Source organism: Pseudomonas sp. SbOxS1, assembly GCF_013416725.1.
Taxonomy (GTDB): domain Bacteria; phylum Pseudomonadota; class Gammaproteobacteria; order Pseudomonadales; family Pseudomonadaceae; genus Aquipseudomonas.
In genome coordinates, this window is record NZ_JAAVXC010000008.1 from 269,364 (window position 1) to 291,532 (window position 22,169).

Annotated in this window: 17 protein-coding genes; 7 read left to right on the forward strand and 10 right to left on the reverse strand. The window is 60.7% G+C overall.

Annotated features, from left to right (window positions below):
• Positions 1-8: 8 nt before the first annotated feature.
• From phaC (HFK74_RS13370) to HFK74_RS13410, 9 genes are all read right to left on the reverse strand, one after another.
• A complete protein-coding gene (gene phaC / locus HFK74_RS13370; protein ID WP_180203910.1) occupies positions 9-1,691 on the reverse strand; it encodes a class II poly(R)-hydroxyalkanoic acid synthase in 1,683 nt (560 codons plus the stop codon).
• A 128-nt stretch (positions 1,692-1,819) separates the two neighbouring features.
• Entirely contained in the window at positions 1,820-2,674 is an 855-nt protein-coding gene (gene phaZ / locus HFK74_RS13375) for a poly(3-hydroxyalkanoate) depolymerase (RefSeq protein ID WP_180203911.1), read from the reverse strand.
• A 219-nt stretch (positions 2,675-2,893) separates the two neighbouring features.
• Entirely contained in the window at positions 2,894-4,573 is a 1,680-nt protein-coding gene (phaC, locus tag HFK74_RS13380; protein WP_180203912.1) for a class II poly(R)-hydroxyalkanoic acid synthase, read from the reverse strand.
• A gap of 257 nt (positions 4,574-4,830) precedes the next feature.
• Entirely contained in the window at positions 4,831-5,208 is a 378-nt protein-coding gene (locus HFK74_RS13385; RefSeq protein ID WP_008058116.1) for a gamma-butyrobetaine hydroxylase-like domain-containing protein, read from the reverse strand.
• A 117-nt stretch (positions 5,209-5,325) separates the two neighbouring features.
• Positions 5,326-6,663, reverse strand: coding sequence for an HslU--HslV peptidase ATPase subunit (gene hslU, locus HFK74_RS13390; protein WP_008058117.1), 1,338 nt, complete (start codon positions 6,661-6,663; stop codon positions 5,326-5,328).
• 54 nt (positions 6,664-6,717) lie between these two features.
• Entirely contained in the window at positions 6,718-7,248 is a 531-nt protein-coding gene (gene hslV / locus HFK74_RS13395; RefSeq protein ID WP_007975582.1) for an ATP-dependent protease subunit HslV, read from the reverse strand.
• A 212-nt stretch (positions 7,249-7,460) separates the two neighbouring features.
• Positions 7,461-8,171 carry an SPOR domain-containing protein gene (locus HFK74_RS13400; RefSeq protein WP_008058118.1) on the reverse strand — a complete coding sequence of 237 codons (711 nt, stop codon included), beginning with the start codon at positions 8,169-8,171 and terminating at the stop codon, positions 7,461-7,463.
• Between the two features lies 1 nt (position 8,172).
• Positions 8,173-9,909 (reverse strand): arginine--tRNA ligase, encoded by a 1,737-nt coding sequence (gene argS, locus HFK74_RS13405; protein ID WP_180203913.1) that lies wholly within the window; start codon positions 9,907-9,909, stop codon positions 8,173-8,175.
• Positions 9,910-10,137: 228 nt separating this feature from the next.
• Positions 10,138-12,357 carry a primosomal protein N' gene (locus tag HFK74_RS13410; protein ID WP_180203914.1) on the reverse strand — a complete coding sequence of 740 codons (2,220 nt, stop codon included), beginning with the start codon at positions 12,355-12,357 and terminating at the stop codon, positions 10,138-10,140.
• A 314-nt stretch (positions 12,358-12,671) separates the two neighbouring features.
• On the opposite strand from HFK74_RS13410, the gene rpmE reads away from it, so the two are divergent.
• Positions 12,672-12,890 carry a 50S ribosomal protein L31 gene (rpmE, locus tag HFK74_RS13415; protein WP_008047849.1) on the forward strand — a complete coding sequence of 73 codons (219 nt, stop codon included), beginning with the start codon at positions 12,672-12,674 and terminating at the stop codon, positions 12,888-12,890.
• A 286-nt stretch (positions 12,891-13,176) separates the two neighbouring features.
• Complete coding sequence (locus tag HFK74_RS13420; RefSeq protein ID WP_180203915.1) at positions 13,177-14,445, forward strand: malic enzyme-like NAD(P)-binding protein; 1,269 nt, start codon at positions 13,177-13,179, stop codon at positions 14,443-14,445.
• Positions 14,446-14,686: 241 nt separating this feature from the next.
• On the opposite strand, the gene HFK74_RS13425 is transcribed toward HFK74_RS13420, so the two are convergent.
• The gene (locus tag HFK74_RS13425; RefSeq protein WP_180203916.1) at positions 14,687-17,128 is read right to left on the reverse strand and encodes a penicillin-binding protein 1A; all 2,442 of its coding nucleotides are present in this window, start codon (positions 17,126-17,128) and stop codon (positions 14,687-14,689) included.
• A gap of 213 nt (positions 17,129-17,341) precedes the next feature.
• On the opposite strand from HFK74_RS13425, the gene HFK74_RS13430 reads away from it, so the two are divergent.
• From HFK74_RS13430 to pilQ, 5 genes are read left to right on the forward strand one after another with little or no spacing between them, the layout of a single operon-like run.
• Positions 17,342-18,403, forward strand: a complete 1,062-nt coding sequence (locus HFK74_RS13430; RefSeq protein WP_180203917.1) for a pilus assembly protein PilM — start codon at positions 17,342-17,344, stop codon at positions 18,401-18,403.
• The gene (locus HFK74_RS13435) at positions 18,403-18,969 is read left to right on the forward strand and encodes a PilN domain-containing protein (RefSeq protein WP_180203918.1); all 567 of its coding nucleotides are present in this window, start codon (positions 18,403-18,405) and stop codon (positions 18,967-18,969) included. Before HFK74_RS13430 ends, HFK74_RS13435 begins: the two co-directional genes overlap by 1 nt.
• The gene (locus HFK74_RS13440) at positions 18,966-19,586 is read left to right on the forward strand and encodes a type 4a pilus biogenesis protein PilO (RefSeq protein ID WP_180203919.1); all 621 of its coding nucleotides are present in this window, start codon (positions 18,966-18,968) and stop codon (positions 19,584-19,586) included. The genes HFK74_RS13435 and HFK74_RS13440 overlap by 4 nt, the downstream gene beginning before the upstream one ends.
• Complete coding sequence (locus HFK74_RS13445; protein ID WP_180203920.1) at positions 19,586-20,110, forward strand: pilus assembly protein PilP; 525 nt, start codon at positions 19,586-19,588, stop codon at positions 20,108-20,110. Before HFK74_RS13440 ends, HFK74_RS13445 begins: the two co-directional genes overlap by 1 nt.
• A 13-nt stretch (positions 20,111-20,123) precedes the next feature.
• Positions 20,124-22,169: a type IV pilus secretin PilQ gene (gene pilQ, locus HFK74_RS13450; protein ID WP_180203921.1), complete on the forward strand. Its 2,046-nt coding sequence runs from the start codon at positions 20,124-20,126 to the stop codon at positions 22,167-22,169.

The window sequence follows — 22,169 nt, forward strand, 5'->3', positions numbered from 1 at the left end:
GTTGAACATCAGCGCACGCGCACGTAAGTCCCGGGCGCCGCCTCCATCGGTGGATAATCCTGATTGCCGAGGGCCATGTGTGTTTCTTTTTTCGCGCCCGAGCGTTCCTGAATCCAGCCCAGCCATTGCGTCCACCAGCTGCCTTCTACGGGCTTGGCATCGTAGTACCAGGCCCTGGGGTCGCTGCTCAGTTTTGCACCTTCGAGGTAGTTGGCTTTCGGATTGTTCGGCGGGTTGAGAATGCTCTGCACATGACCGCTGTTGGACAGGACGAAACGGCGCTCGCCACCGAGCAGCAGGGTTGAGCGATACACCGCGTCCCACGGCGTGATGTGGTCGTTGATGCCGGCCACGCTGAAACTGTCGACGGTGACCTTCTGCAGGTCGATCGCGGTGCCGCACACTTCCAGGCCGCCGGGATGGCTCAGCGGGTTGTGCTTGAAGAAGTCCAGCAAGTCGCCATGCAGGGCAGCCGGCAGGCGTGTGTTGTCGTTGTTCCAGTAGAGAATGTCGAACGCCGGCGGCTCCTTGCCCATCAGGTAGTTGTTGACGAAGTAGCTCCAGATCAAATCGTTGGGGCGCATCCAGGCGAAGACCTTGGCCATATCGCGGCCGTCCAGCACACCTTTCTGGTAGGAGCGGCGCTTGGCGGCTTCCAGGGTCTGTTCGTCGGCGAAGAGCGTGGCCGGGCTGTCCAGTTGACTGTCGAGCAGGCTCACCAGGTACGTCGCGCTGGAAACGCGGCGCAACTGGCGCTTGGCTTGCAGGTGACCCTGCAGGGCGGCAATGGTCAGCCCGCCGGCGCAGGCACCCATCAGGTTGACTTCGCGGGCGCCGGTGATCGCCCGGCAGACGTTCATGGCTTCTTCTACCGCTTCAACGTAGGTCGACAGGCCCCATTCGCGGTGGCGTATATCCGGATTGCGCCAACTGATGACGAAGGTTTGCAGACCGTTCTTGAGCGCGAACTGGACGAAGCTGTTGTGGGGGCTGAGGTCGAAAATGTAGTACTTGTTGATCTGTGGCGGCACCACCAGCAGCGGTTTGGAATACTGCTTCTCGCTCATCGGCTTGTACTGGATCAGCTCCAGCAATTCGTTGCGAAACACCACGGCGCCGGTGGTGGTGGCGACGGTCTTGCCGACCTCGAATGCGTGCTTGGTGACTTGCCGGGGCAAGCCGTCGTTATGCAGGAGGTCATCGACCAGGTGGCCGATCCCGCGCACCAGGCTGTTGCCGCCGGAGTTGAAGATTTCCTTGATCGCCAGCGGATTGAGCAGGCTGTTGGACGGCGACACGGCATCGTTGAGCAGGGCGAACGCGAAGTGCGCGCGGGCGCGGTCATCCGGGGTCATGTTGCTTTCGTCGATCCAGCTTTTGACCTGTTTCTGCCAGCTCAGGTAGGCCTGCAGGCTGCGGCGATAAAAGGGGTTGAGACTCCACGCCGGGTCGTCGAAACGACGGTCTTGCGGGTTGGTGGGATGCAGGGTGTCGCCCAGCAGCACGCGACCCAGTTGGCCACCCAGTTTCAAGGCGTGTCGCGCGGTATGCACGGGGTGGCGCAGGCCATGGGCGGCAACACTGCGCAAAGTCGAAACCAGATCCCGGCCGCGCAGGCCGGTAATCGCACTTTGTGCATTGATGAACTTGGCGGGAGTGGGTAGTGACTCCCTCGCAGGTTTATCGCGCATGACTCAACACTCCTTCGTCTTCAGGCCAAATACAAAACACCGAACCAGAACACCATAGACGCTGTAACGGGTTGTTGCGCGGTGCGATGTCCTGCCGCCCCCTCTTTGCCATACAAAAAATGGGCCGGTCAGCCACCCGATGGCGCCGGATGCGGGTGCATCACCGCACGCTGGCGCTCCTCCTCGAGGAACTTCATGATGATCGGTGCCACCGCTTCGGCCCGGGTAATCAGGAACAGATGGCCGTCATCGATGATGTGCAACTGGGCATTGGGAATCCGCCAGGCCAGCAATCGCATGTTGACCAGCGGGATCAAGGGATCGTCGTCGCCGGCCAGGACCAGGGTCGGCTGGTTGATCTTGTGCAGCCAGTGAATGCTGGTCCAGCCGAGGCCGGCGAACAGTTGCCAGTAGTAACCGAGCTTGCCCGCCGAACGCACCTTTGCCGCATGGCTCGCGGCTAACGTCGGGTCGCGACGGAACGCGCCGCCGTAGATCATTGGCGCAATGCGGATCACATGGGAGGGCTGGATGTAACGCCGTGGGCTGGCCATCATCCACAAGACTTTCGGCTTGCCCGGCACCATCACCGCGCCCGCTGCCGTCGCTGCCAGGACAAGCTTCTTGCAACGCTCTGGATAGTCATAGGCGAACTGTTGCGCAAGGGCGCCACCCCAGGACACGCCGATCACATTGACTTGCCCGTAATCGAGGTAGTCGAGCATGCGTGCTGTGAGTTTGGCCAGGCTTGGAAAGCGATACGGAAGATTCGGCGTGGACGAACCGCCGACACCGGGCACGTCGAAGGCGATGACTTCCAGGTCCGGGTCCAGCGCGGCGACGAATGGAAACACCAGCTCCAGGTTGGCGCCGATGCCGTTGAAAATCAGCAGTGGCGTCAAGTGAGGCTTGCCGGGGCGCACCGCCGTGCGGAGGGTCTGGCCATCCAGGTCGACGGTGCGGAATATGAACGGTTGCGGCATGCTTCTGGCCCTGTGGGTTAATTCATCCCTGAACCCTTGCAGGAGCGAGCTTTTGTGGTGAGGGGATTTATCCCCGTTGGGTGGCGAAGCCGCCCCAAAACCTGCAACCTCGGTGTATCAGGTACACCAGGTGCATTGATTTTACGACTGCTTCGCAGTCGAACGGGGATGAATCCCCTCGCCACAGCTCGCTCCCACACGGGGAGCTGGGTGTGTCAGTTACCGTTCGTGCACGTACGTGCCTGGCGCCGCTTCACCCGGCGGATAGGCCTTGTTGCCCAGTTTTGCCGGGGCCTTTTTCAGCTCGCCCGAGCGTTGGGCCTGCCAGGCCTGCCAGTGCAGCCACCAGGAATCGGTGTGCTTGGTGGCGTTCGCTTGCCACTCATCGGCATTGTTCGCCACTTCAGTGCTGGTCATGTAACGGGATTTCGGATTGCCCGGTGGGTTCAGGATGCTCTGGATATGCCCACTGCTCGACAGCACGAACTCAACGTTGCCGCCAAACAGCTGCGCCGACTTGTAGCAGGACTTCCACGGGGTGATGTGGTCGTTGGTGCCGGCCAGGGAAAAGATGTCGGCCGTCACTTGCTTGAGGTCGATGGCGGTGCCGCACACTTCCAGTGCATTCGGGCGAATCAGTGGGTTGTTTTTGAACAGCTCGATCAGGTCGCCGTGGAACGCCGCGGGCAACCGGGTGGTGTCGTTGTTCCAGAACAGGATGTCGAACACCGGCGGTTCGTTGCCCAGCAGGTAATTGTTTACCCAGTAGTTCCAGATCAGGTCGTTGGGGCGCATCCAGGCGAAGACCTTCGCCATGTCGCGGCCTTCCAGGACGCCGGCCTGGTACGAGTGGCGCTTGGCGGCTTCAAGGGTCTGTTCATTGACGAACAGGGCGACGTCGCTTTCGAGGGTGGTATCGAGCACGCTCACCAGCAAGGTCAGGGCGTTGACTTTGTTCTCGCCGATTGCTGCGTAATGACCCAGCAGCGCGGTGCAGGTGATGCCGCCGGAGCAGGCTCCGAGCATGTTCACGTCTTTGCTGCCGGTGATCGCGGTAACGACATCAACCGCTTCCTTGAGGGCTTCGATGTAGGTCGACAGGCCCCATTCGCGCTGTTCCTTGGTCGGGTTGCGCCAGCTGACGATGAAGGTCTGCACGTTGTTGCGCAGGCAGAACCGCGCCAGGCTCTTGTCCGGGCTCAGGTCGAAAACGTAGAACTTGTTGATCTGTGGCGGCACCACCAATAGCGGGCGTTCGTGCACCTGCTCGGTGGTCGGCTTGTACTGGATCAGTTCCAGCACATCGTTGCGGAACACCACCGCGCCTTCGGTCACGCCCAGGCTCTTGCCGACCTCGAACGCGCCCATGTTGACCTGGCTCGGCATGCCGCCGTTGTGTACCAGATCCTTGGCCAGGTGCGAGAGGCCATCGAGTAGGCTCTTGCCGCCGGTTTCGAAAAAGCGTTTGACCGCCGCCGGGTTGGCCGCAGTATTGGTCGGCGCCATGGCTTCGGTCATGAGGTTGATCACGAAGTGCCCGCGTGCCACATCGCTGGGGCCGAGGTTGCTTTCGTCGATCCAGGCGTGGAGTTCCTTGCGCCACGCCAGGTAGGTTTGCAAATAGCGTTTGTAGAGCGGGTTCTGGCTCCAGGCCGGATCGGCGAAGCGACGGTCATCGCTGGTCGGTTGCAGCCCGGATTTACCAAACAGCACGTTCTTGAGTTCAAGACCAAAGTGCGCGACATGTTTGACGCTATGCACCGGTTGCTTGATGGCCTGCCTAAGCACCATTCGAGCAGAAGCCAGTAGATCCTTTCCACGCAGCCCAACGACAGGATTGAGCCCCAGGGTGTTTTCCGAGGCTTGATACTTCAACTCATCGTTACTCTTGTCACTCATCTACGACGCTCCATTGCCCTGAGACGAGTACCTTGGTCCCACTGTGTAGTCACACAGCCAATGCCAGGTACTACGCTCGGGTGACCGTTAATTCTGCATCACTGCTTTTCAGTTCAGAGAGCACTGCAGGGAACTTGCCAGCTCCATTGGTTACCCGAGTTTAATTTTTTTCGCAAGCGGGCCAGGCGTCGACCCTGAAGCCGAGCATTCAAACAGATGGAATTAGAAAATGCCCTCTAAAGAGCAAGAGGTGCGGGCTAGAGCATCAGCTTGACGACGGATTCGTTCGGGTCGCGGGTTTTTCCTGCGGCCTTGAGCTCGGCAAGATAATCGTCCCAGAGTGCGTCATGGCGCCGCCCCAGTTCGTAGAGGTATTCCCAGGTGAACAGGCCGCTGTCGTGGCCATCGTCGAAGGTCAGCTTCAATGCGTACTGACCGGCAGGTTCTATCTTGCTCAGTCCTACGTTGATCTTGCCAAATTGCAGGATGGGTTTGCCGTGGCCCTGGACCTCGGCAGAGGGAGAGTGTACTCGCAGGAATTCGGCGGGCAGGGTGTATTCCTCGCCGGACGCGTATTTGAGCGTCAGGGTTTTCGAGGCTTTGTGCAGCTTGATGTCGGTGGGAAGTTGGGTCATGACCGGATGTCCGTTTGTATGCATGGTCTGACCCTTGTAGGAGCACGGCGTGCCGGCGATGGCGATCTCAGGTGCGCCATCGCCGGCAAGCCGTGCTCCTACAAGGAATCACATGACCTACAGGATATAACGGGACAGGTCTTCGTTCTGCGCCAATTCACCCAGGTGGCCGTTGACGTAGTCGGCGTCGATTTGGATCACCTTGTCGTCATGCACGCTGGCCAGGTCGCCGGCGCTGAAAGACACTTCTTCGAGCAGGCGTTCAAGCAAGGTGTGCAGGCGGCGGGCGCCGATGTTTTCGGTTTTCTCGTTGACCTGCCAGGCGATCTCGGCAATGCGCTTGATACCGCTCGGCAGGAACTCGATGCCCAGGCCTTCGGTTTTCAGCAGTGCGCAATATTGCTCGGTGAGCGAGGCGTGGGGTTCGCTGAGGATGCGCTCGAAATCTTCCGGGCTCAGGGCCTTGAGTTCGACACGGATCGGCAGTCGACCTTGCAGCTCGGGCACCAGGTCGCTTGGCTTGCTCAGGTGGAAGGCGCCGGAGGCGATGAACAGGATGTGGTCGGTCTTGACCATGCCCAGCTTGGTGTTGACGGTGCAGCCTTCGATCAGCGGCAGCAAGTCGCGCTGCACGCCTTCGCGGGACACATCGACGCCGCCGGAGTTGCCGCGCTTGGCGACCTTGTCGATTTCGTCGATGAACACGATGCCATGCTGCTCGACCGCTTCCAGGGCCTTGGCCTTCAACTCTTCATCGTTGACCAGGCGGCTGGCTTCTTCGTCGCGCACCAGCTTCAGCGCTTCCTTGACCTTGAGCTTGCGGGCTTTCTTCTTGCCCTTGCCCATATTGGCGAACAGGCTCTGCAACTGGTTGGTCATTTCTTCCATGCCCGGTGGCGCGGAGATGTCGACGCCGGCCATTTCGGCGACTTCGATTTCGATCTCCTTGTCGTCCAGCTGGCCTTCGCGCAGGCGCTTGCGGAACAGCTGACGGGTGTTGGAATCCTGGGTTGGGGCATCGTCGCTGCTGAAGCCCATGCGTGCCGGTGGCAGCAGGGCGTCGAGAATGCGCTCTTCCGCAGCGTCCTCGGCGCGGTGGCGTACCTTGACGATTTCCTGTTCGCGCAGCAGCTTGATCGCGGCATCGGCCAGGTCACGAATGATCGATTCGACGTCACGGCCGACGTAGCCGACTTCGGTGAACTTGGTGGCTTCGACCTTGATGAAAGGCGCGTTGGCCAGTTTCGCCAGGCGACGGGCGATCTCGGTTTTACCGACACCGGTCGGGCCGATCATCAGGATGTTCTTTGGCGTTACTTCAACACGCAGCTCTTCAGGCAGCTGCATGCGGCGCCAGCGATTGCGCAGGGCAATGGCGACGGCGCGCTTGGCATCGTCCTGGCCGATGATATGGCGATTGAGTTCGTGGACGATTTCACGGGGAGTCATGGACATAATATTCAAAGGACCTCAAGCAAGAATGAGCCGTGGCACGGGGCCGAATCAGGCTTACTCGGCGCAGTCCTGCTCCTCAATGGTCTGGGTGTGGTTGGTGAATACGCAGATGTCGCCGGCAATGCCGAGGGCGGTTTCGACGATTTCCCGGGCCGACAGATCGGTTTTTTTCAGCAGTGCACTGGCCGCGGCTTGTGCATAGGCGCCGCCGGAGCCCATGGCGATCAGGCCGTCTTCTGGCTCGACCACGTCACCGTTGCCGGTGATGATCAGCGAGGCGTCCTTGTTGGCAACGGCGAGCATGGCTTCGAGGCGGCTCAGGGAACGGTCGGTACGCCATTCCTTGGCGAGCTCGACAGCTGCGCGTACCAGGTGACCCTGATGCTTTTCAAGTTGGCCTTCGAAGCGTTCGAAGAGGGTAAAGGCGTCAGCGGTGGCACCGGCAAAACCGGCAATGACCTGGCCGTGGTACAGGCGACGAACTTTTTTCGCGTTGCCTTTCATCACGGTATTGCCAAGGGAAACCTGGCCGTCGCCGCCCATGACGACTTTGCCGTGGCGGCGAACTGAAACGATGGTGGTCAAGGGAAGAGTCTCCACGCTGCGGGGCGAAAATGCCGTATGCCCATTCATATGGGGGTGGTGGAGTGGATTTCAACTGTGGGTGGCGGTGGGGGACGAATGGCGTGTGATGACTGTGGCGAGGGGATTTATCCCCGCTGGACTGCGCAGCAGGCCAATTTTGGGGGCCGCTACGCAGCCCGGCGGGGATAAATCCCCTCGCCACAGGGTGTGGATCAGCGGTTTTGGCGTTGTTGTAACAACAGATTGCTGAAGCCGGCGCCGGCCAGTTGTTTCTGTGCCGTGGTCAGCTGCTCACGGTTACTGAACGGACCCACCAATACCCGATACCAGGTCTCGTCCTTGACCGTCCCTGATTCAACCGCCACCGCCTGACCCAGCAGAATGATCTGCGCCCGCACCTTGTCGGCGTCAGCCTCCTTGCGGAACGATCCGGCCTGCAGGAAGAACTTGGTCACCGGTGCGGCCTTGGCCACGGGTGGCGCTGGCGGCGGCGTAATGCCAGCCAGGGCGGCCTGGGCGCGGGCGGTATCGATCTTCGCCGCTTCCGCTGGGGTAACCGGCGTGGTCGGAATGGCCGGCACTTGTGGTGTCGGCAGGGTTTTTTCCGGCACCGCATCCGGCGGCACGATGACTTCCGATTCCGGCAGCAGGGTGTAGAAGTCGTACTTCGGCTTCACCGGCTGTGTCGGGCTCGGCGGGGTCTTGTTGGCCTCGGCGATCTTGGTGGCTTTCTGTTGCTGCTCGACTTTCTCGCGCTTGACCGTGTCACTGCCTTTACCCGGCTCCAGCTTCATCAGGAATACGATGAAAGCACCGACCGTCAGGCCGATGGCCATCCACAGCCAACCCGGGATCGGTTGCTTTGCTGGAGCTTGGTAACGGCTGGCGCCACGCTTGGGTGCAGGTTTTTTCTTGGCAGCCAACTTACATACGCTCCAGAGTTTCCAGGCCCAAGAGTTCCAGGCCTTGCTTGAGAGTGCGTCCGGTCAGCGCGGCGAGGCGCAGACGGCTCTGCATTTGTTCCGGGGTGTCGGCAGCGAGGATCGGGCAGTTCTCGTAGAAGCTGGAGAACAGGCCGGCGACGTCGTACAGGTAGGTGCAGAGGATGTGCGGCGTGCCTTTCTCGGACACGTTGTTCAGCACTTCGCCGAACTGCGCGAGTTTCGCCGCCAGTTCGTGCTCGTGCGCTGCTTCGAGAACGATCTGGCCCTCGACTTCGCTGAAGTCCTTGCCCAGTTTGCGGAACACACCAGCCACGCGGGTGTAGGCGTACAGCAGGTACGGCGCGGTGTTGCCTTCGAAGTTCAGCATCAGGTCGAAGTTGAAGCTGTAGTCGCTGGTGCGGTGTTTGGACAGGTCGGCGTATTTCACCGCACCGATGCCCACCACCTTGGCGATGTTGCGCAGCTCGGCTTCGGCCAGCTCCGGGTTCTTGTCCTTGACCAGGGTGTAGGCGCGTTCCTGGGCTTCGGTCAGCAGGTCGATCAGCTTCACGGTGCCGCCATCACGGGTCTTGAACGGGCGACCGTCGGCGCCGTTCATGGTGCCGAAGCCCATGTGTTCCATTTCCATCGGGTGCGTCACGAAGCCGGCCTTGCGGGCGACTGCGAACACTTGCTGGAAGTGCAGGGCCTGACGCTGGTCGACGAAGTACAGGGCGCGGTCGGCCTTGAGCTTGCCGCTGCGGTAGCGCACGGCGGCCAGGTCGGTGGTGGCGTAGAGGTAGCCGCCGTCAGCCTTGACGATGATCACCGGCAGCGGGTCGCCGTCGGCGTTCTTGAACTCGTCGAGGAACACGCACTGGGCGCCGTTGCTCTCGACCAGCATGCCGGCGGCCTTCAGGTCGTTGACCACATTGATCAGGTCGTCGTTGTAGGCGCTTTCGCCCATCACGTCGGCCATGGTCAGTTTGACGTTCAGCAGCTCGTAGATCTTCTGGCAGTGGGACAGCGAGATGTCCTTGAACTTGGTCCACAGCGCCAGGCAATCGGGATCGCCAGCCTGCAGCTTGACCACCAGGCCACGGGCGCGGTCGGCGAACTCTTCGGATTCGTCAAAGCGGCCCTTGGCGGCGCGGTAGAAGTTTTCCAGGTCCGACAGCTCGTCGCTGGTGATCGGGTTTTCCTGCAGGTAAGCCATCAGCATGCCGAACTGGGTGCCCCAGTCGCCGACGTGGTTCTGCCGGATCACTTCGTCACCGAGGAATTCCAGCACGCGGGCTACGCCATCGCCAATGATGGTCGAGCGCAAGTGGCCGACGTGCATCTCTTTGGCCAGGTTCGGTGCCGACAGGTCGACCACGGTGCGCTGTACCGGGCCGGCCTTGCGCACGCCGATGTGGGCGTCGGCCAGGGCGGCGTCCAGGCGCGCGGCCAGGGCGTCGGTGTTCTGGAAGAAGTTCAGGAAGCCAGGGCCGGCGATTTCGGTCTTGGAGACGTTTTCGTCAGCTGGCAGGGCTGCGATGATTTTTTCCGCCAGGTCGCGCGGCTTCATGCCCGCAGGCTTGGCCAGCATCATGGCGATGTTGCTGGCGAAGTCGCCGTTCTTTTTGTCGCGGGAGTTTTCAACCTGGATCGCCGGCGACAGGCCTTCAGGCAACACACCTTCGTTGACGAGTTGGGTGATGGCTTGTTGGATCAGCTGGCGAATGGTGTCTTTCATGGTCTTCTCTTTCGACCGCTGGCGCGGCGGCGCATCAATGCGCTGGTGGAAAAACTGGGCATTATCCGTTGCCGAGGCGGCCTTGCCAACTATAGCGGGCAGGTTATGGATATGCGGTGACAAATCGGGCCCCTTCGCGGGCAAGCCTCGCTCCTACAGGTCCAGTGCGGGCAGGAGGTCACCCAAACCCTGTAGGAGCGAGGCTTGCCCGCGAAGGCGATCTTGCGGTCAATACAAATCGACTGGATCAACGTCCAGCGACCAACGCACCGCCCGCCCGCTGGGCATCTGCTCCAGCACCAGCAACCAGCTGGCGAGCAACCGGTGCAGCGGCGCCCGTGCTGACGCCTGCAACAACAACTGTGCGCGATAACGCCCGGCCCGACGTTCCATCGGTGCCGGCACCGGCCCCAGCAGTTCGATTCCGCTCAAGTTCTGTTCAGCGAGCAAGCGCTCGGCCTCGCTGCAGGCCTCATCTAGAAACCCTTCGGCTTGGCCGGGCTTGTGCGCCTCGGCCCGCAGCAATGCCAAATGCGCAAACGGCGGCAGGCCGGCTGCGCGACGTTCGCTCAAGGCCTGCTCGGCAAAGGCGAAGTAACCCTGCTCGGTCAACTGTACCAGCAGCGGATGGTCGGCCAGGTGCGTCTGGATGATCACCTTGCCCGGCTCTTCCGCCCGGCCTGCCCGACCGGCGACCTGGACGATAAGTTGCGCCATGCGCTCACTGGCGCGGAAGTCGCCGGAGAACAGCCCGCCGTCTGCATCCAGGATCGAGACCAGGGTTACCCGTGGAAAGTGGTGGCCCTTGGCGAGCATCTGCGTGCCGACCAGGATGCATGGCTGGCCTTTCTGGATGGTGGCGAACAACTGGTTCATCGCGTCCTTGCGCGAGGTGCTGTCGCGGTCGACCCGCAGCACCGGATAGTCCGGAAAGAGGATCCCCAGGCGTTCCTCGGCCCGTTCGGTGCCGGCCCCCACGGGGCGCAAGTCGACCTTGTTGCACTTGGGGCACTGGCGCGGCACACGCTCGACATAGCCGCAATGATGGCAGCGCAGTTCGCCATAGCGCTGGTGCACGGTCATGCGCGCATCGCAGCGTTGGCACTCGGACATCCAGCCGCAGTCATGACACAGCAGTGTCGGGGCAAAGCCTCGGCGGTTGAGGAATATCAGCACCTGCTGGCCGGCGGCGAGGGTCTGGCCGATGGCTTGTTGCATGGGGCCGGAAATACCGCTGTCCAGAGGCCGGCTTTTCACATCCAGGCGCAGGAATCGTGGTTGCTTGGCCCCGCCAGCGCGCTCGTTCAGCCGCAGCAGGCCATAGCGGCCGGTGTAGGCGTTGTGCAGGCTTTCCAGAGAGGGCGTGGCAGAGCCCAGGACAATCGGGATGTTTTCCTGGCGAGCCCTGACCAGCGCCAGATCGCGTGCGTGATAACGCAAGCCTTCCTGCTGTTTATAGGAACCATCGTGCTCTTCATCGATGATGATCAGGCCCGGGTTTTTCATTGGTGTGAACAGTGCCGAGCGGGTGCCGATAATGATGTCGGCTTCACCATCGCGGGCGGCGAGCCAGGCCTCGAGACGTTCGCGATCATTGACCGCCGAGTGAATCAGCGCGATGCGCGCGTTGAAACGTTGCTCGAAACGCGCCAGGGTCTGCGGGCCCAGGTTGATTTCCGGGATCAGCACCAGTGCCTGCTTGCCGGCCTCCAGGGTTTCGCGAATCAGTTGCAGATAGACTTCGGTCTTGCCGCTGCCGGTAACGCCAGCGAGCAGGAACGCATGGTAACTGTCGAATCCGGAGCGAATGGCTTCATAGGCTGCCCGCTGCTCCGGGTTGAGTGGCAGTTCGGGTTGGGCCAGCCAGTGGTCGTGTCGGGCGCCGGGGGCGTGTCTGCGGATTTCGACCTGGACCAATTCCTTGGCCAGCAACAGGTCGAGGCTGTCCTTGCTCAGCATCAGCTTGCTCAGCAACTGATGCGCCACGCCGTGGGGGTGCTGGGCGAGCGTTGCCAGGGCTTCGCGCTGGCGCGGGGCGCGGGCGATACGCGGGTCATCGAGGCTGGCGCCCGGCGCGGCGGACCAGAAACGCTCCTGGCGCGCTTCGGCCAGTTCGCCCTGGCGCAGCAATACCGGCAGTGCCCAGCTCAAGGTGTCGCCGAGGCTGTGCTGGTAGTACTGCGAGGTCCACAGGCACAGCTTGAACAGCGTGGGCGGCAACGGCGGCGTAGCGTCAAGCAGGGCGAGGGCTGGTTTGAGTTTTTCCGCCGGCACTTCGCTGGTATCGGTGACCTCCACCAGAATCCCGATCATCTCCCGCCGGCCGAACGGTACCCGCAAACGCATGCCGGGGTGCAACTGCGCACGCAGCACGCCAGCCGGTGCCCGGTAGTCGAACAGGCGGCGCAGGGGCGAAGGCAGGGCGAGGCGCAGAATGGCGTCGGGCACGCGGGGGATTCTCTAAGCAGGCAATAAAGGGCTTGATACATAACCTGTGGGAGCGGGCTGTGGCGAGGGGATTCATCCCCCGTTGGACTGCGTAGCAGTCCCATTTTCAGGGCCGCTTCGCGCCCCAACGGGGATGAATCCCCTCGCCACAGCCCGCTCCCACAAGGATCGCGCATTGGGCCGGGAGCCTAGCAGACGACCGGTTTGAGGGACAGCTTGCGTGATTGGCATTGTCTGGTAGAATCCGCGGCCTAATTACGTGCGGTATTCAACAATAGTGTTGGGTGGCGGCACGCTAGCCCGAGGAAGACACCATGAAAGCTGATATCCATCCAGAATACCCAGCAGTTGCTGTTACCTGCAGCTGCGGCAACAAGTTCGAAACCCGTTCGACCTTCGGCAAAGCCCTGGCGATCGACGTTTGCAACGAATGCCACCCGTTCTACACCGGTAAGCAGAAGACTCTGGACACTGGCGGCCGCGTTCAGCGCTTCGCAGACCGTTTCGGTGCTTTCGGTGCGAAAAAGGCCTAAGGCCGATCATCCTGGGGAAACGCGACAGTTTTTCCATGCTGATGAAAAAGGCGTCCCCCGGGACGCCTTTTTTGTGCCTGTGATTTGGCTGCAATGGCTATTTTCAAATTATTGTAGACATTTTTTACTTGGATTGTGAACAGTCTATCCCTTGTGTTCCGCGGCTCTTGGGCCAAAGTCGTAGGGTGGGGCGCTTGACAGGGGTGACCGGTCAGTCTTGTGGGGATTTTGTCAGGCGCGTATCCTCGCTGACCAGTCTGTCCAACAGTAAAAGCGGAATGCCAAAATGTCTGATCTGAAAACTGCCGCTCTCGAATATCACGCCAATCCTCGTCCAGGGAAGCTGAGTGTCGAGCTCACCAAGGCCACTGCTACTGCCCGCGACCTTTCGCTGGCCTACAGCCCGGGCGTAGCTGAACCAGTACGCGAGATCGCCCGCGATCCTGAGCTGGCCTACAAGTACACCGGCAAAGGCAACCTGGTTGCAGTTATTTCCGATGGCACCGCGATTCTGGGCCTGGGTAACCTCGGCCCATTGGCCTCCAAGCCAGTAATGGAAGGTAAAGGCGTGCTGTTCAAGCGCTTCGCCGGCATCGACGTTTTCGACATCGAAGTCGACTCCGAAAGCCCGCAAGCCTTCATCGACACCGTCAAGCGCATCTCCATCACTTTCGGTGGCATCAACCTGGAAGACATCAAGGCGCCTGAGTGCTTTGAGATCGAACGTGCCCTGATCGAGCAGTGCGACATCCCGGTATTCCACGACGACCAGCACGGCACCGCAATCGTGACTGCGGCCGGCATGATCAATGCCCTGGAAATCGCTGGCAAAACCCTGCCGCAAGCCAAGATCGTGTGCCTGGGTGCCGGTGCTGCCGCCATCTCCTGCATGAAATTGCTGGTGAGCATGGGTGCCAACATCGAAAACATCTACATGGTTGACCGTACCGGTGTGATCCACTCTGGCCGTGACGACCTGAACCAGTACAAAGCTGTCTTCGCCCACGCGACCGACAAGCGCACCCTGGCAGATGCCCTGCAAGGCGCAGACGTGTTCGTCGGCCTGTCCGGCCCGAACCTGCTGAGTGCTGAAGGCCTGCTGTCGATGGCGCCGAACCCGATCGTGTTCGCTTGCTCGAACCCGGATCCGGAAATCTCCCCGGAGCTGGCGCACGCCACCCGTGACGACGTGATCATGGCCACCGGCCGTTCGGACTACCCGAACCAGGTCAACAACGTTCTGGGCTTCCCGTTCATCTTCCGTGGTGCCCTGGACGTTCGCGCCAAGCGCATCAACGAAGAAATGAAAGTGGCTGCGGCCAACGCCCTGCGCGAACTGGCCAAGCTGCCAGTGCCTCAGGAAGTGTGCGACGCCTACGGCGGCATCAAGCTGGAATTCGGTCGTGAGTACATCATTCCGAAACCAATGGACGCCCGCCTGATCACCGTGATCTCCGATGCCGTGGCCAAGGCTGCGATCGAGACCGGCGTGGCAACCCTGCCGTATCCGAAGAACTACCCGCTGAAAAGCGTGGATGACGTGTTCAACGGCTAAACCGTTGTAGCGCTTCAACCGAAAGCCCCGGCTCGTTTTGAGTCGGGGTTTTTTTATATCTGTGATTTTTGCATCGATTGTGCGGGGCCTCTTCGCGGGCAAGCCCGCTCCCACAGGGTTTATGCGATTCCTGTGGGAGCGGGCTTGCCCGCGAAGGCGGTAGTTAAATGAATGCAAATCTGGCAGGCAATAAAAAGCCCTGCACTTCTCACGAGGGCAGGGCTTTTTGATGTGGCTGCGATCAGAACAAATCGATCGGCGCGCCCTCATCCGCCGGTAGCGGGCTGCCTGGCGCATTGCCGTTGCCCAGCTCATTGCCCGTCGGAGGCGTATCTTCGACCTTGAACAGTTCGAAGTAGGCCCCTGGCGTGCCTGGAGTGGCTGCACGGCCGCTGATCGGGTCTACCCGCAGGCTCAGGATGCCTTCCGGCTCTGGCTGGGTGTGTGGTGGCAGGCCTTTGAGCGCAGCGCCCATGTAGTTCATCCAGATCGGCAGGGCGACGGTGCCGCCAAACTCCTTGCGACCCAGGCTTTCAGGCTGGTCGAAGCCGGTCCAGACGGTGGTGACGTAATCGGCGTTGTAGCCGGAGAACCAGGCGTCCTTGGATTCGTTGGTGGTGCCGGTCTTGCCGGCAATATCGCCGCGGCCCAGGGCCAGGGCGCGACGGCCGGTACCGAGCTTGATCACGTCCTCCAGCATGCTGTTGAGGATGTATGTCGTACGTCCATCGACAATGCGTTCAGCCACGGCAGGTGCTTGCGGGGCTGCTTGCGCGCCCGGTACCTGGCCAGGCGTTGCATTGACCGTAAAGGCTTCGGCAACGGGTGCGGCGATACCGTCGGTTGCGGCGCCGCCCTTCGGCACGCTGGGCGGGTTGGCAACGAACAGCGTGTCGCCGTTGCGGCTTTCGATCTTGTCGATGATGTACGGGGTGATCTTGTAGCCGCCGTTGGCGAAGGTGCTCCAGCCCGTGGCGATTTCCATTGGCGTCAGGGTCGCGGTGCCCAGGGCCAGGGACAGGTTGGGCGGCAGGTCCTGCTTGTTGAAGCCAAAGCGGCTGATGTAGTCGATGGTTTTGCCGACGCCCATCGCTTGCAGCAGGCGGATCGAAACCAGGTTGCGCGACTTGTAGAGCGCTTCACGCAGGCGGATCGGGCCGAGGAAGGTGTTGGTGTCGTTTTTCGGACGCCAGACCTTGTCCAGGTATTCGTCGACAAACACGATCGGTGCGTCGTTCACCAGGCTGGAGGCGGTATAGCCGTTATCCAGTGCGGCGCTGTAGACGAAAGGCTTGAAGCTCGAACCCGGCTGGCGCTTGGCCTGGAGGGCGCGGTTATAGTTGCTCTGCTCAAAGGCGAAACCGCCAACCAGCGAGCGGATGGCGCCGTTTTGCGGATCAAGGGAAACCAGGGCGCCCTGAGCCTGCGGGATCTGGCTGAACTTCAGCGAATTGTCCGCCTGGCGCTGCACCCGAATCAGATCGCCGACCTGGGCCACATCCGAAGGCTGCTTCGGATTGGCGCCCATGCTGTTGGTGTTCAGGAATGGGCGAGCCCATTTCATGCTGTCCCAGCCAACGTGTTCGCTGCCGGTGCGGGTCAGCACCTGCAGGCCGCTCTTGTCGACCTGGGTAACGATGGCCGGTTCAAGGCTGCTGATGGTGCGTTGCTTGGTCAGCTCGGTCGCCCATGCCTCGCGCGTCTTGCCCGGCAGGCGGGACTCGGGGCCCCGGTAGCCGTGACGCTGGTCATAGGTCATCAAGCCTTCGTGGAGGGCGGTGTTGGCCATTTCCTGAAGGTTGCTTGGCACCGTAGTGGTGACGCGGAAACCTTCCGTGTACGCATCGCTGCCATAGCGGCCAACCATTTCGGCGCGGGCCATCTCGGCGATGTAGGGCGCGTTCACTTCCGGGGTCGGCACGTGATAGCTGGCGTTCAGTGGCTCGTTGATGGCGGTGGTGTAGTCGGCTTCGCTGATTTTGCCCAGCTTGTACATGCGCCCCAGGATCCAGTCACGGCGCTCCTTGCTGCGCGCCGGGTTGGCCAGCGGGTTGAATCGCGAAGGCGCCTTGGGCAGGCCGGCGATCATCGCCATTTGCGCCAGGCTGATGTCGCGAATCGACTTGCCGTAATACACCTGCGCCGCCGCTTCGATGCCGTAGGCGCGGTTACCCAGATAGATCTTGTTGACATACAGCTCAAGGATTTCGTCCTTGGTCAGTTGCCGTTCGATCTGCAGGGCCAGGAGGATTTCGGTGGTTTTGCGCGAGAAGCTGCGTTCGCTGGTCAGGAAGAAGTTCTTCGCCACCTGCATGGTGATGGTGCTGCCGCCGGACTGGATATGGCCGCTTTTGACCAGTTGAGTGGCGGCGCGCATCAGGCTGCTGGGATCGACGCCGTAGTGGTTGGCGAAGTTATCGTCTTCAGCACTTAGTAACGCATTAATGAAATTGGGGGGAATGTCGGCGAAACGGATCGGTGTGCGGCGCATTTCGCCAAATTCTGCGATCAACTTGTTGTCGCTGCTGTACACCCGCAAAGGAATCTGCAACTGGATGCTTCTCAGTGCCTCAACGGACGGCAATCCGGGACTAAGGTAAAGAAACGCCCCACTCAGACCCAGAAGCAGTCCGCAGAATACGGCGACGATGGACCAACCGAAAAATTTCAGCAGACGAATCAAGGCTTTTGGACATCCAGGGCAAAAAATGAATTTGGCATCAGGGTTCAGGCTAAGGAGAACGACCCGCGCTTGAGAAAAAAGCGGAAAAAACGCTGGGCATTATAAGCATTTTTCCGTTCAAGGCGTTATTTGCGCTAGCTGTCAAGACGGGTGGATTGAACGCAACACCCGTTATGGAGTCCGTAACTCACGGAAAGTCATAGGGAATTGGTAGTGCTAGGACTCTTCAATAAAAAGGCCAGGTCGCTTCTGGGGATCGATATCAGCTCCACTTCGGTGAAGCTGCTGGAGCTGAGCCGCCAGGGCAATGGCTATCGGGTCGAAGCTTACGCGGTCGAGCCGCTGCCCCCCAGTGCAGTCGTCGAGAAAAATATCGCCGAGCCCGATGGCGTGGGTCAGGCACTGTCGCGTGTGCTGGTCAAGGCCAGGACCAACCTCAAGAACGTGGCGGTGGCCGTGGCCGGTTCGGCGGTGATCACCAAGACCATCGAGATGGATGCCGGCCTTACCGATGACGAGATGGAAGACCAGCTGAAGATCGAGGCCGATCAGTACATCCCATATCCGTTGGACGAGGTCGCCATCGATTTCGAAGTCCAGGGTGCGTCAACGCGCAATCCTGGGCGGGTCAATGTGCTGCTCGCCGCCTGTCGCAAGGAAAACGTCGAGGTCCGTGAGGCCGCCCTGGCCCTGGCGGGTTTGACCGCGCGCGTGGTCGACGTCGAAGCCTATGCCCTGGAGCGTTCTTTTGGTTTGCTCAAGAACCAGCAGGGCGGCGCTCAAGGGCGTCTGGTGGCAATGGTCGATGTCGGAGCAACCATGACCACCCTGAGCGTGCTGCATGACGGGCGGATCATCTACACCCGCGAGCAATTGTTTGGTGGCCGTCAACTCACGGAGGAGATTCAGCGCCGATATGGCCTGACCGCCGATCAGGCCGGCCTGGCGAAGAAGCAGGGCGGTCTGCCGGATGGCTATGTCAGCGAGGTGTTGCAGCCGTTTCGTGAGGCGCTGGTGCAGCAAGTGTCGCGTTCATTGCAATTCTTCTTCGCTTCGGGCCAATACAACGCGGTCGACCATATTCTGCTGGCGGGCGGTACCGCGTCAGTCCCCGGCCTGGACCGGTTGATCGAGCAGCAATTGGGCACGCCAACCCAGGTGGCCAATCCGTTTTGCGACATGACGCTGGGTAGCAAGGTCAACGCGGCGGCCCTGGCCAGCGATGCACCGGCGTTGATGATCGCCTGCGGGCTGGCCCTCAGGGGTGTCGACTGATGGCGCGGATCAATCTATTACCCTGGCGCGAAGAGCGGCGTGAAGAGCGGCGCAAGCGCTTTCTACTGGTGCTGGCGGGTGTGCTGGTGGGGTCGGCAGGTGCATTGCTCGTCGCCAACCAGCTCATCAGCAACGCTATCGAGCGGCAAATTGCACGTAACGACTACATCGGCAAACAGATCGCCGTGGTCGACGAACGGATCAAGCAGATCAGCGATCTCAAGGCTCGTCGTCAAGAATTGGTCGAGCGCATGCGCATCATCCAGGACCTGCAGGGCAATCGCCCGAACAGCGGGCGAATTTTTGATCAGCTGGCGCGGACCTTGCCTGATGGGGTGTATTTCACCGAAGTCAAAATGGTGGGCAAGACCTTGTCCATCACCGGTGCGGCGCAATCGAACAACCGTGTTTCAGACCTGATGCGCAACCTGGATGCATCCGACTGGTTCGACGCGCCCAGCCTGACTGAAGTCAAGGCGACAACCGCGGGCCAACTGGATCAGGCCAACGTTTTTCAGTTGACCGTTCGTCAGGCCCAGGCTGCGGCCGTGGAGGATGGCGAGTGAGTCCGTCCGAATGGTTCGAAGGGTTGCGCAGGATCGACATCAACGATCTGGACACCAGCAACATGGGCGCCTGGCCACCCGCGATCAAAGTCCTGATGGGCGTTGTAGTCGCGATTTTGGTGTTGTCGATTGGCTACAACTTTTCCACGAGCGAGCTTGCGAATCAGCTCGAACTCAAGCGCGAGGAGGAGTCGGCCCTCAAGGAGCAATTTGCCAGTAAATCCCGTATGGCGGCGAATCTGGAGCTCTACACCCAGCAGATGAAGGCGATGGAGAACTCCTTCGGCGTGCTGCTACGGCAACTGCCTAGCGACACCGAAGTCCCCGGCCTGCTGGAAGACATCACGCGCACTGGGCTGGGCAGCGGCCTGGAGTTCGAAGAGATCAAGCTGTTGCCGGAGGTCGCCCAGCCGTTCTACATCGAATTGCCGATCCAGATCACTGTCACCGGCGCCTATCACGACCTGGCCACTTTCGTCAGTGGCGTGGCCGGGTTGCCGCGTATCGTCACCCTGCATGATTTCGACCTGGCGCCGGTCAATCCCGACGACGGACCGAAATTGCGCATGAGCATCCTGGCCAGGACTTACCGCTACAACGACAAGGGGCTGCAGTGATGAGCCCGCAACGTGGTTTTTCAATCGTGGTATTGGTTGCCGTATTGGCAGGTTGTGGTGGTGGCGATGATTTCAGCGACCTGGACGCCTACATGAACGAAATGCGCCTGCGGGCGCCGGGCAAGATTGAACCAACGCCGACATTCCGGTCTTACCCGACATTCACCTATAACGCCGCCAACTTGCGCAGCCCGTTTTCCCCGCAGGTCAAAGTCGATCTGGCACATCAGCAGGGGGCGCGCAACGTCAAGCCTGACCCCGGCCGGGTGAAGCAGTACCTCGAGGGTTTCAATATCGAGCAGTTTGAAATGGTCGGCACCCTTTCCAATGCGACAGGCTCCTTTGCGTTGCTGCGCGGCGCCGGTGGGGTGCATCGGCTGAAAGTCGGTGATTACCTGGGGCGTAACGACGGTCGGATAGTCGCCATCAGTGGCTCGCAAGTCGAGGTGGTCGAAATCGTTCCCGACGGCGAAGGTGCCTGGCTGGAGCGGCCGCGGACCCTTCCTTTGAAAGAGCATTCATAGTGGAACTCGTACAATGAACAGGATTTTCTCCGCCCTCGGAGTATCGCTATGGATAGCGTTGCTGTCGCCGATGGTGCACGCGGCCAACCTCAAGGCGCTGGATGTCGCGGCGCTGCCGGGGGACCGCGTCGAGTTGAAGCTGGTGTTCGACGAGCCGCCACCGACGCCCCGTGGCTACACCACGGAGTCTCCCGCCAGGATTGCCCTTGATCTGCCCGGTGTCGTCAGTCAGCTGGCGAGCAAGACCCGCGACCTGGGCAGTGGCAATGCCCGCAGCGCGACCGTGGTGGAGGCCAAGGATCGTGCGCGGCTGATCATCAATCTGACCCAGTTGAGCCCCTACGACTTCCGGGTCGAAGGCAATAACCTGTTTGTGGTCGTCGGGCAGGGCGGCAAAAGCCCGGCACCAAGAGCGGCTGCCGCTGTTATACCGGCCCCGGCCCATGCACGCGCGGTTGCGCCGGCAGGCAAGGCGATTCGTGCGGTGGATTTCCAGCGGGGTACCCAGGGGGAAGGCAATGTCGTGATCGACTTGTCGGATCCGTCCATTGCGCCCGATATTCAAGAGCGCGAAGGCAAGATCATTCTCGGCTTCACCAGGACCCGATTGCCCGAGCCATTGCGCGTGCGCCTGGACGTGAAGGATTTCGCCACGCCGGTGCAGTTCGTCAATGCCAGTGCCACGGGGGACAGGGCGACCATCACAATCGAACCCAATGGTGCCTTCGACTATTCGACCTACCAGACCGACAACAAGCTGACCGTCAGCGTCCGCCCGATGACGGTCGATGACCTGCATAAGCGCAATGCCGACCGCTACACCTACAGCGGTGAAAAGCTCTCGCTGAATTTCCAGGACATCGACGTGCGCTCGGTGCTGCAGTTGATCGCCGATTTCACCAACCTCAATCTGGTCGCCAGTGACACGGTGCAGGGGGGCATTACCCTGCGCCTGCAGAATGTACCTTGGGACCAGGCGCTGGACCTGGTGTTGAAAACCAAGGGCCTGGACAAGCGCATGGTCGGGAATGTGCTGCTCGTCGCCCCGGCCGACGAAATTGCCGCCCGTGAACGCCAGGAGCTGGAGTCACAGAAGCAGATTGCCGACTTGGCACCATTGCGTCGGGAACTGTTGCAGGTCAATTACGCCAAGGCGGCCGATATCGCCAAACTGTTCCAGTCGGTGACCAATGCCGAGGCGAAAGCCGACGAACGGGGGTCGATCACCGTCGATGAGCGCACCAACAACATCATTGCCTACCAGACCCAGGAGCGGCTCGACGAACTGCGGCGAATCGTTACGCAACTGGATATTCCGGTGCGTCAGGTGATGATCGAGGCGCGTATCGTCGAAGCCAACGTCGACTACGACAAGAGCCTGGGCGTGCGTTGGGGTGGCTCGATACAGAACAAAGGCAACTGGAGTGCCTCGGGAGTAGGTAACGGCACCAGCGACGGCGGCAGCTCGCCGTTCGTCGACTTGGGGGTCGCCAACAACACTTCGGGCATCGGCATTGCCTTCATCACGGACAACGTCTTGCTGGACCTTGAATTGTCGGCCATGGAAAAGACCGGCAACGGAGAAATCGTCTCGCAACCCAAGGTGGTCACCTCCGACAAGGAGACCGCAAAAATCCTCAAGGGCACCGAGATTCCCTACCAGGAAGCCAGTTCCAGCGGCGCTACGTCGGTCTCGTTCAAGGAGGCTTCGCTGTCGCTGGAGGTGACGCCGCAGATCACGCCGGACAACCGGATCATCATGGAGGTCAAGGTCACCAAGGACGAGCCGGACTACCTGAACAAGGTCCAGGATGTGCCACCGATCAAGAAAAACGAGGTCAATGCCAAGGTCCTGGTCAACGATGGCGAGACCATCGTCATTGGCGGTGTTTTCTCAAATACTCAAAGCAAGGTTGTAGATAAGGTGCCATTTCTTGGCGATGTGCCGTATCTTGGCCGCCTTTTCCGGCGTGACGTGGTTTCGGAGAAAAAATCCGAGCTGTTGGTGTTTCTCACACCGCGTATCATGAATAACCAGGCGATTGCTGTGAGTCGTTGA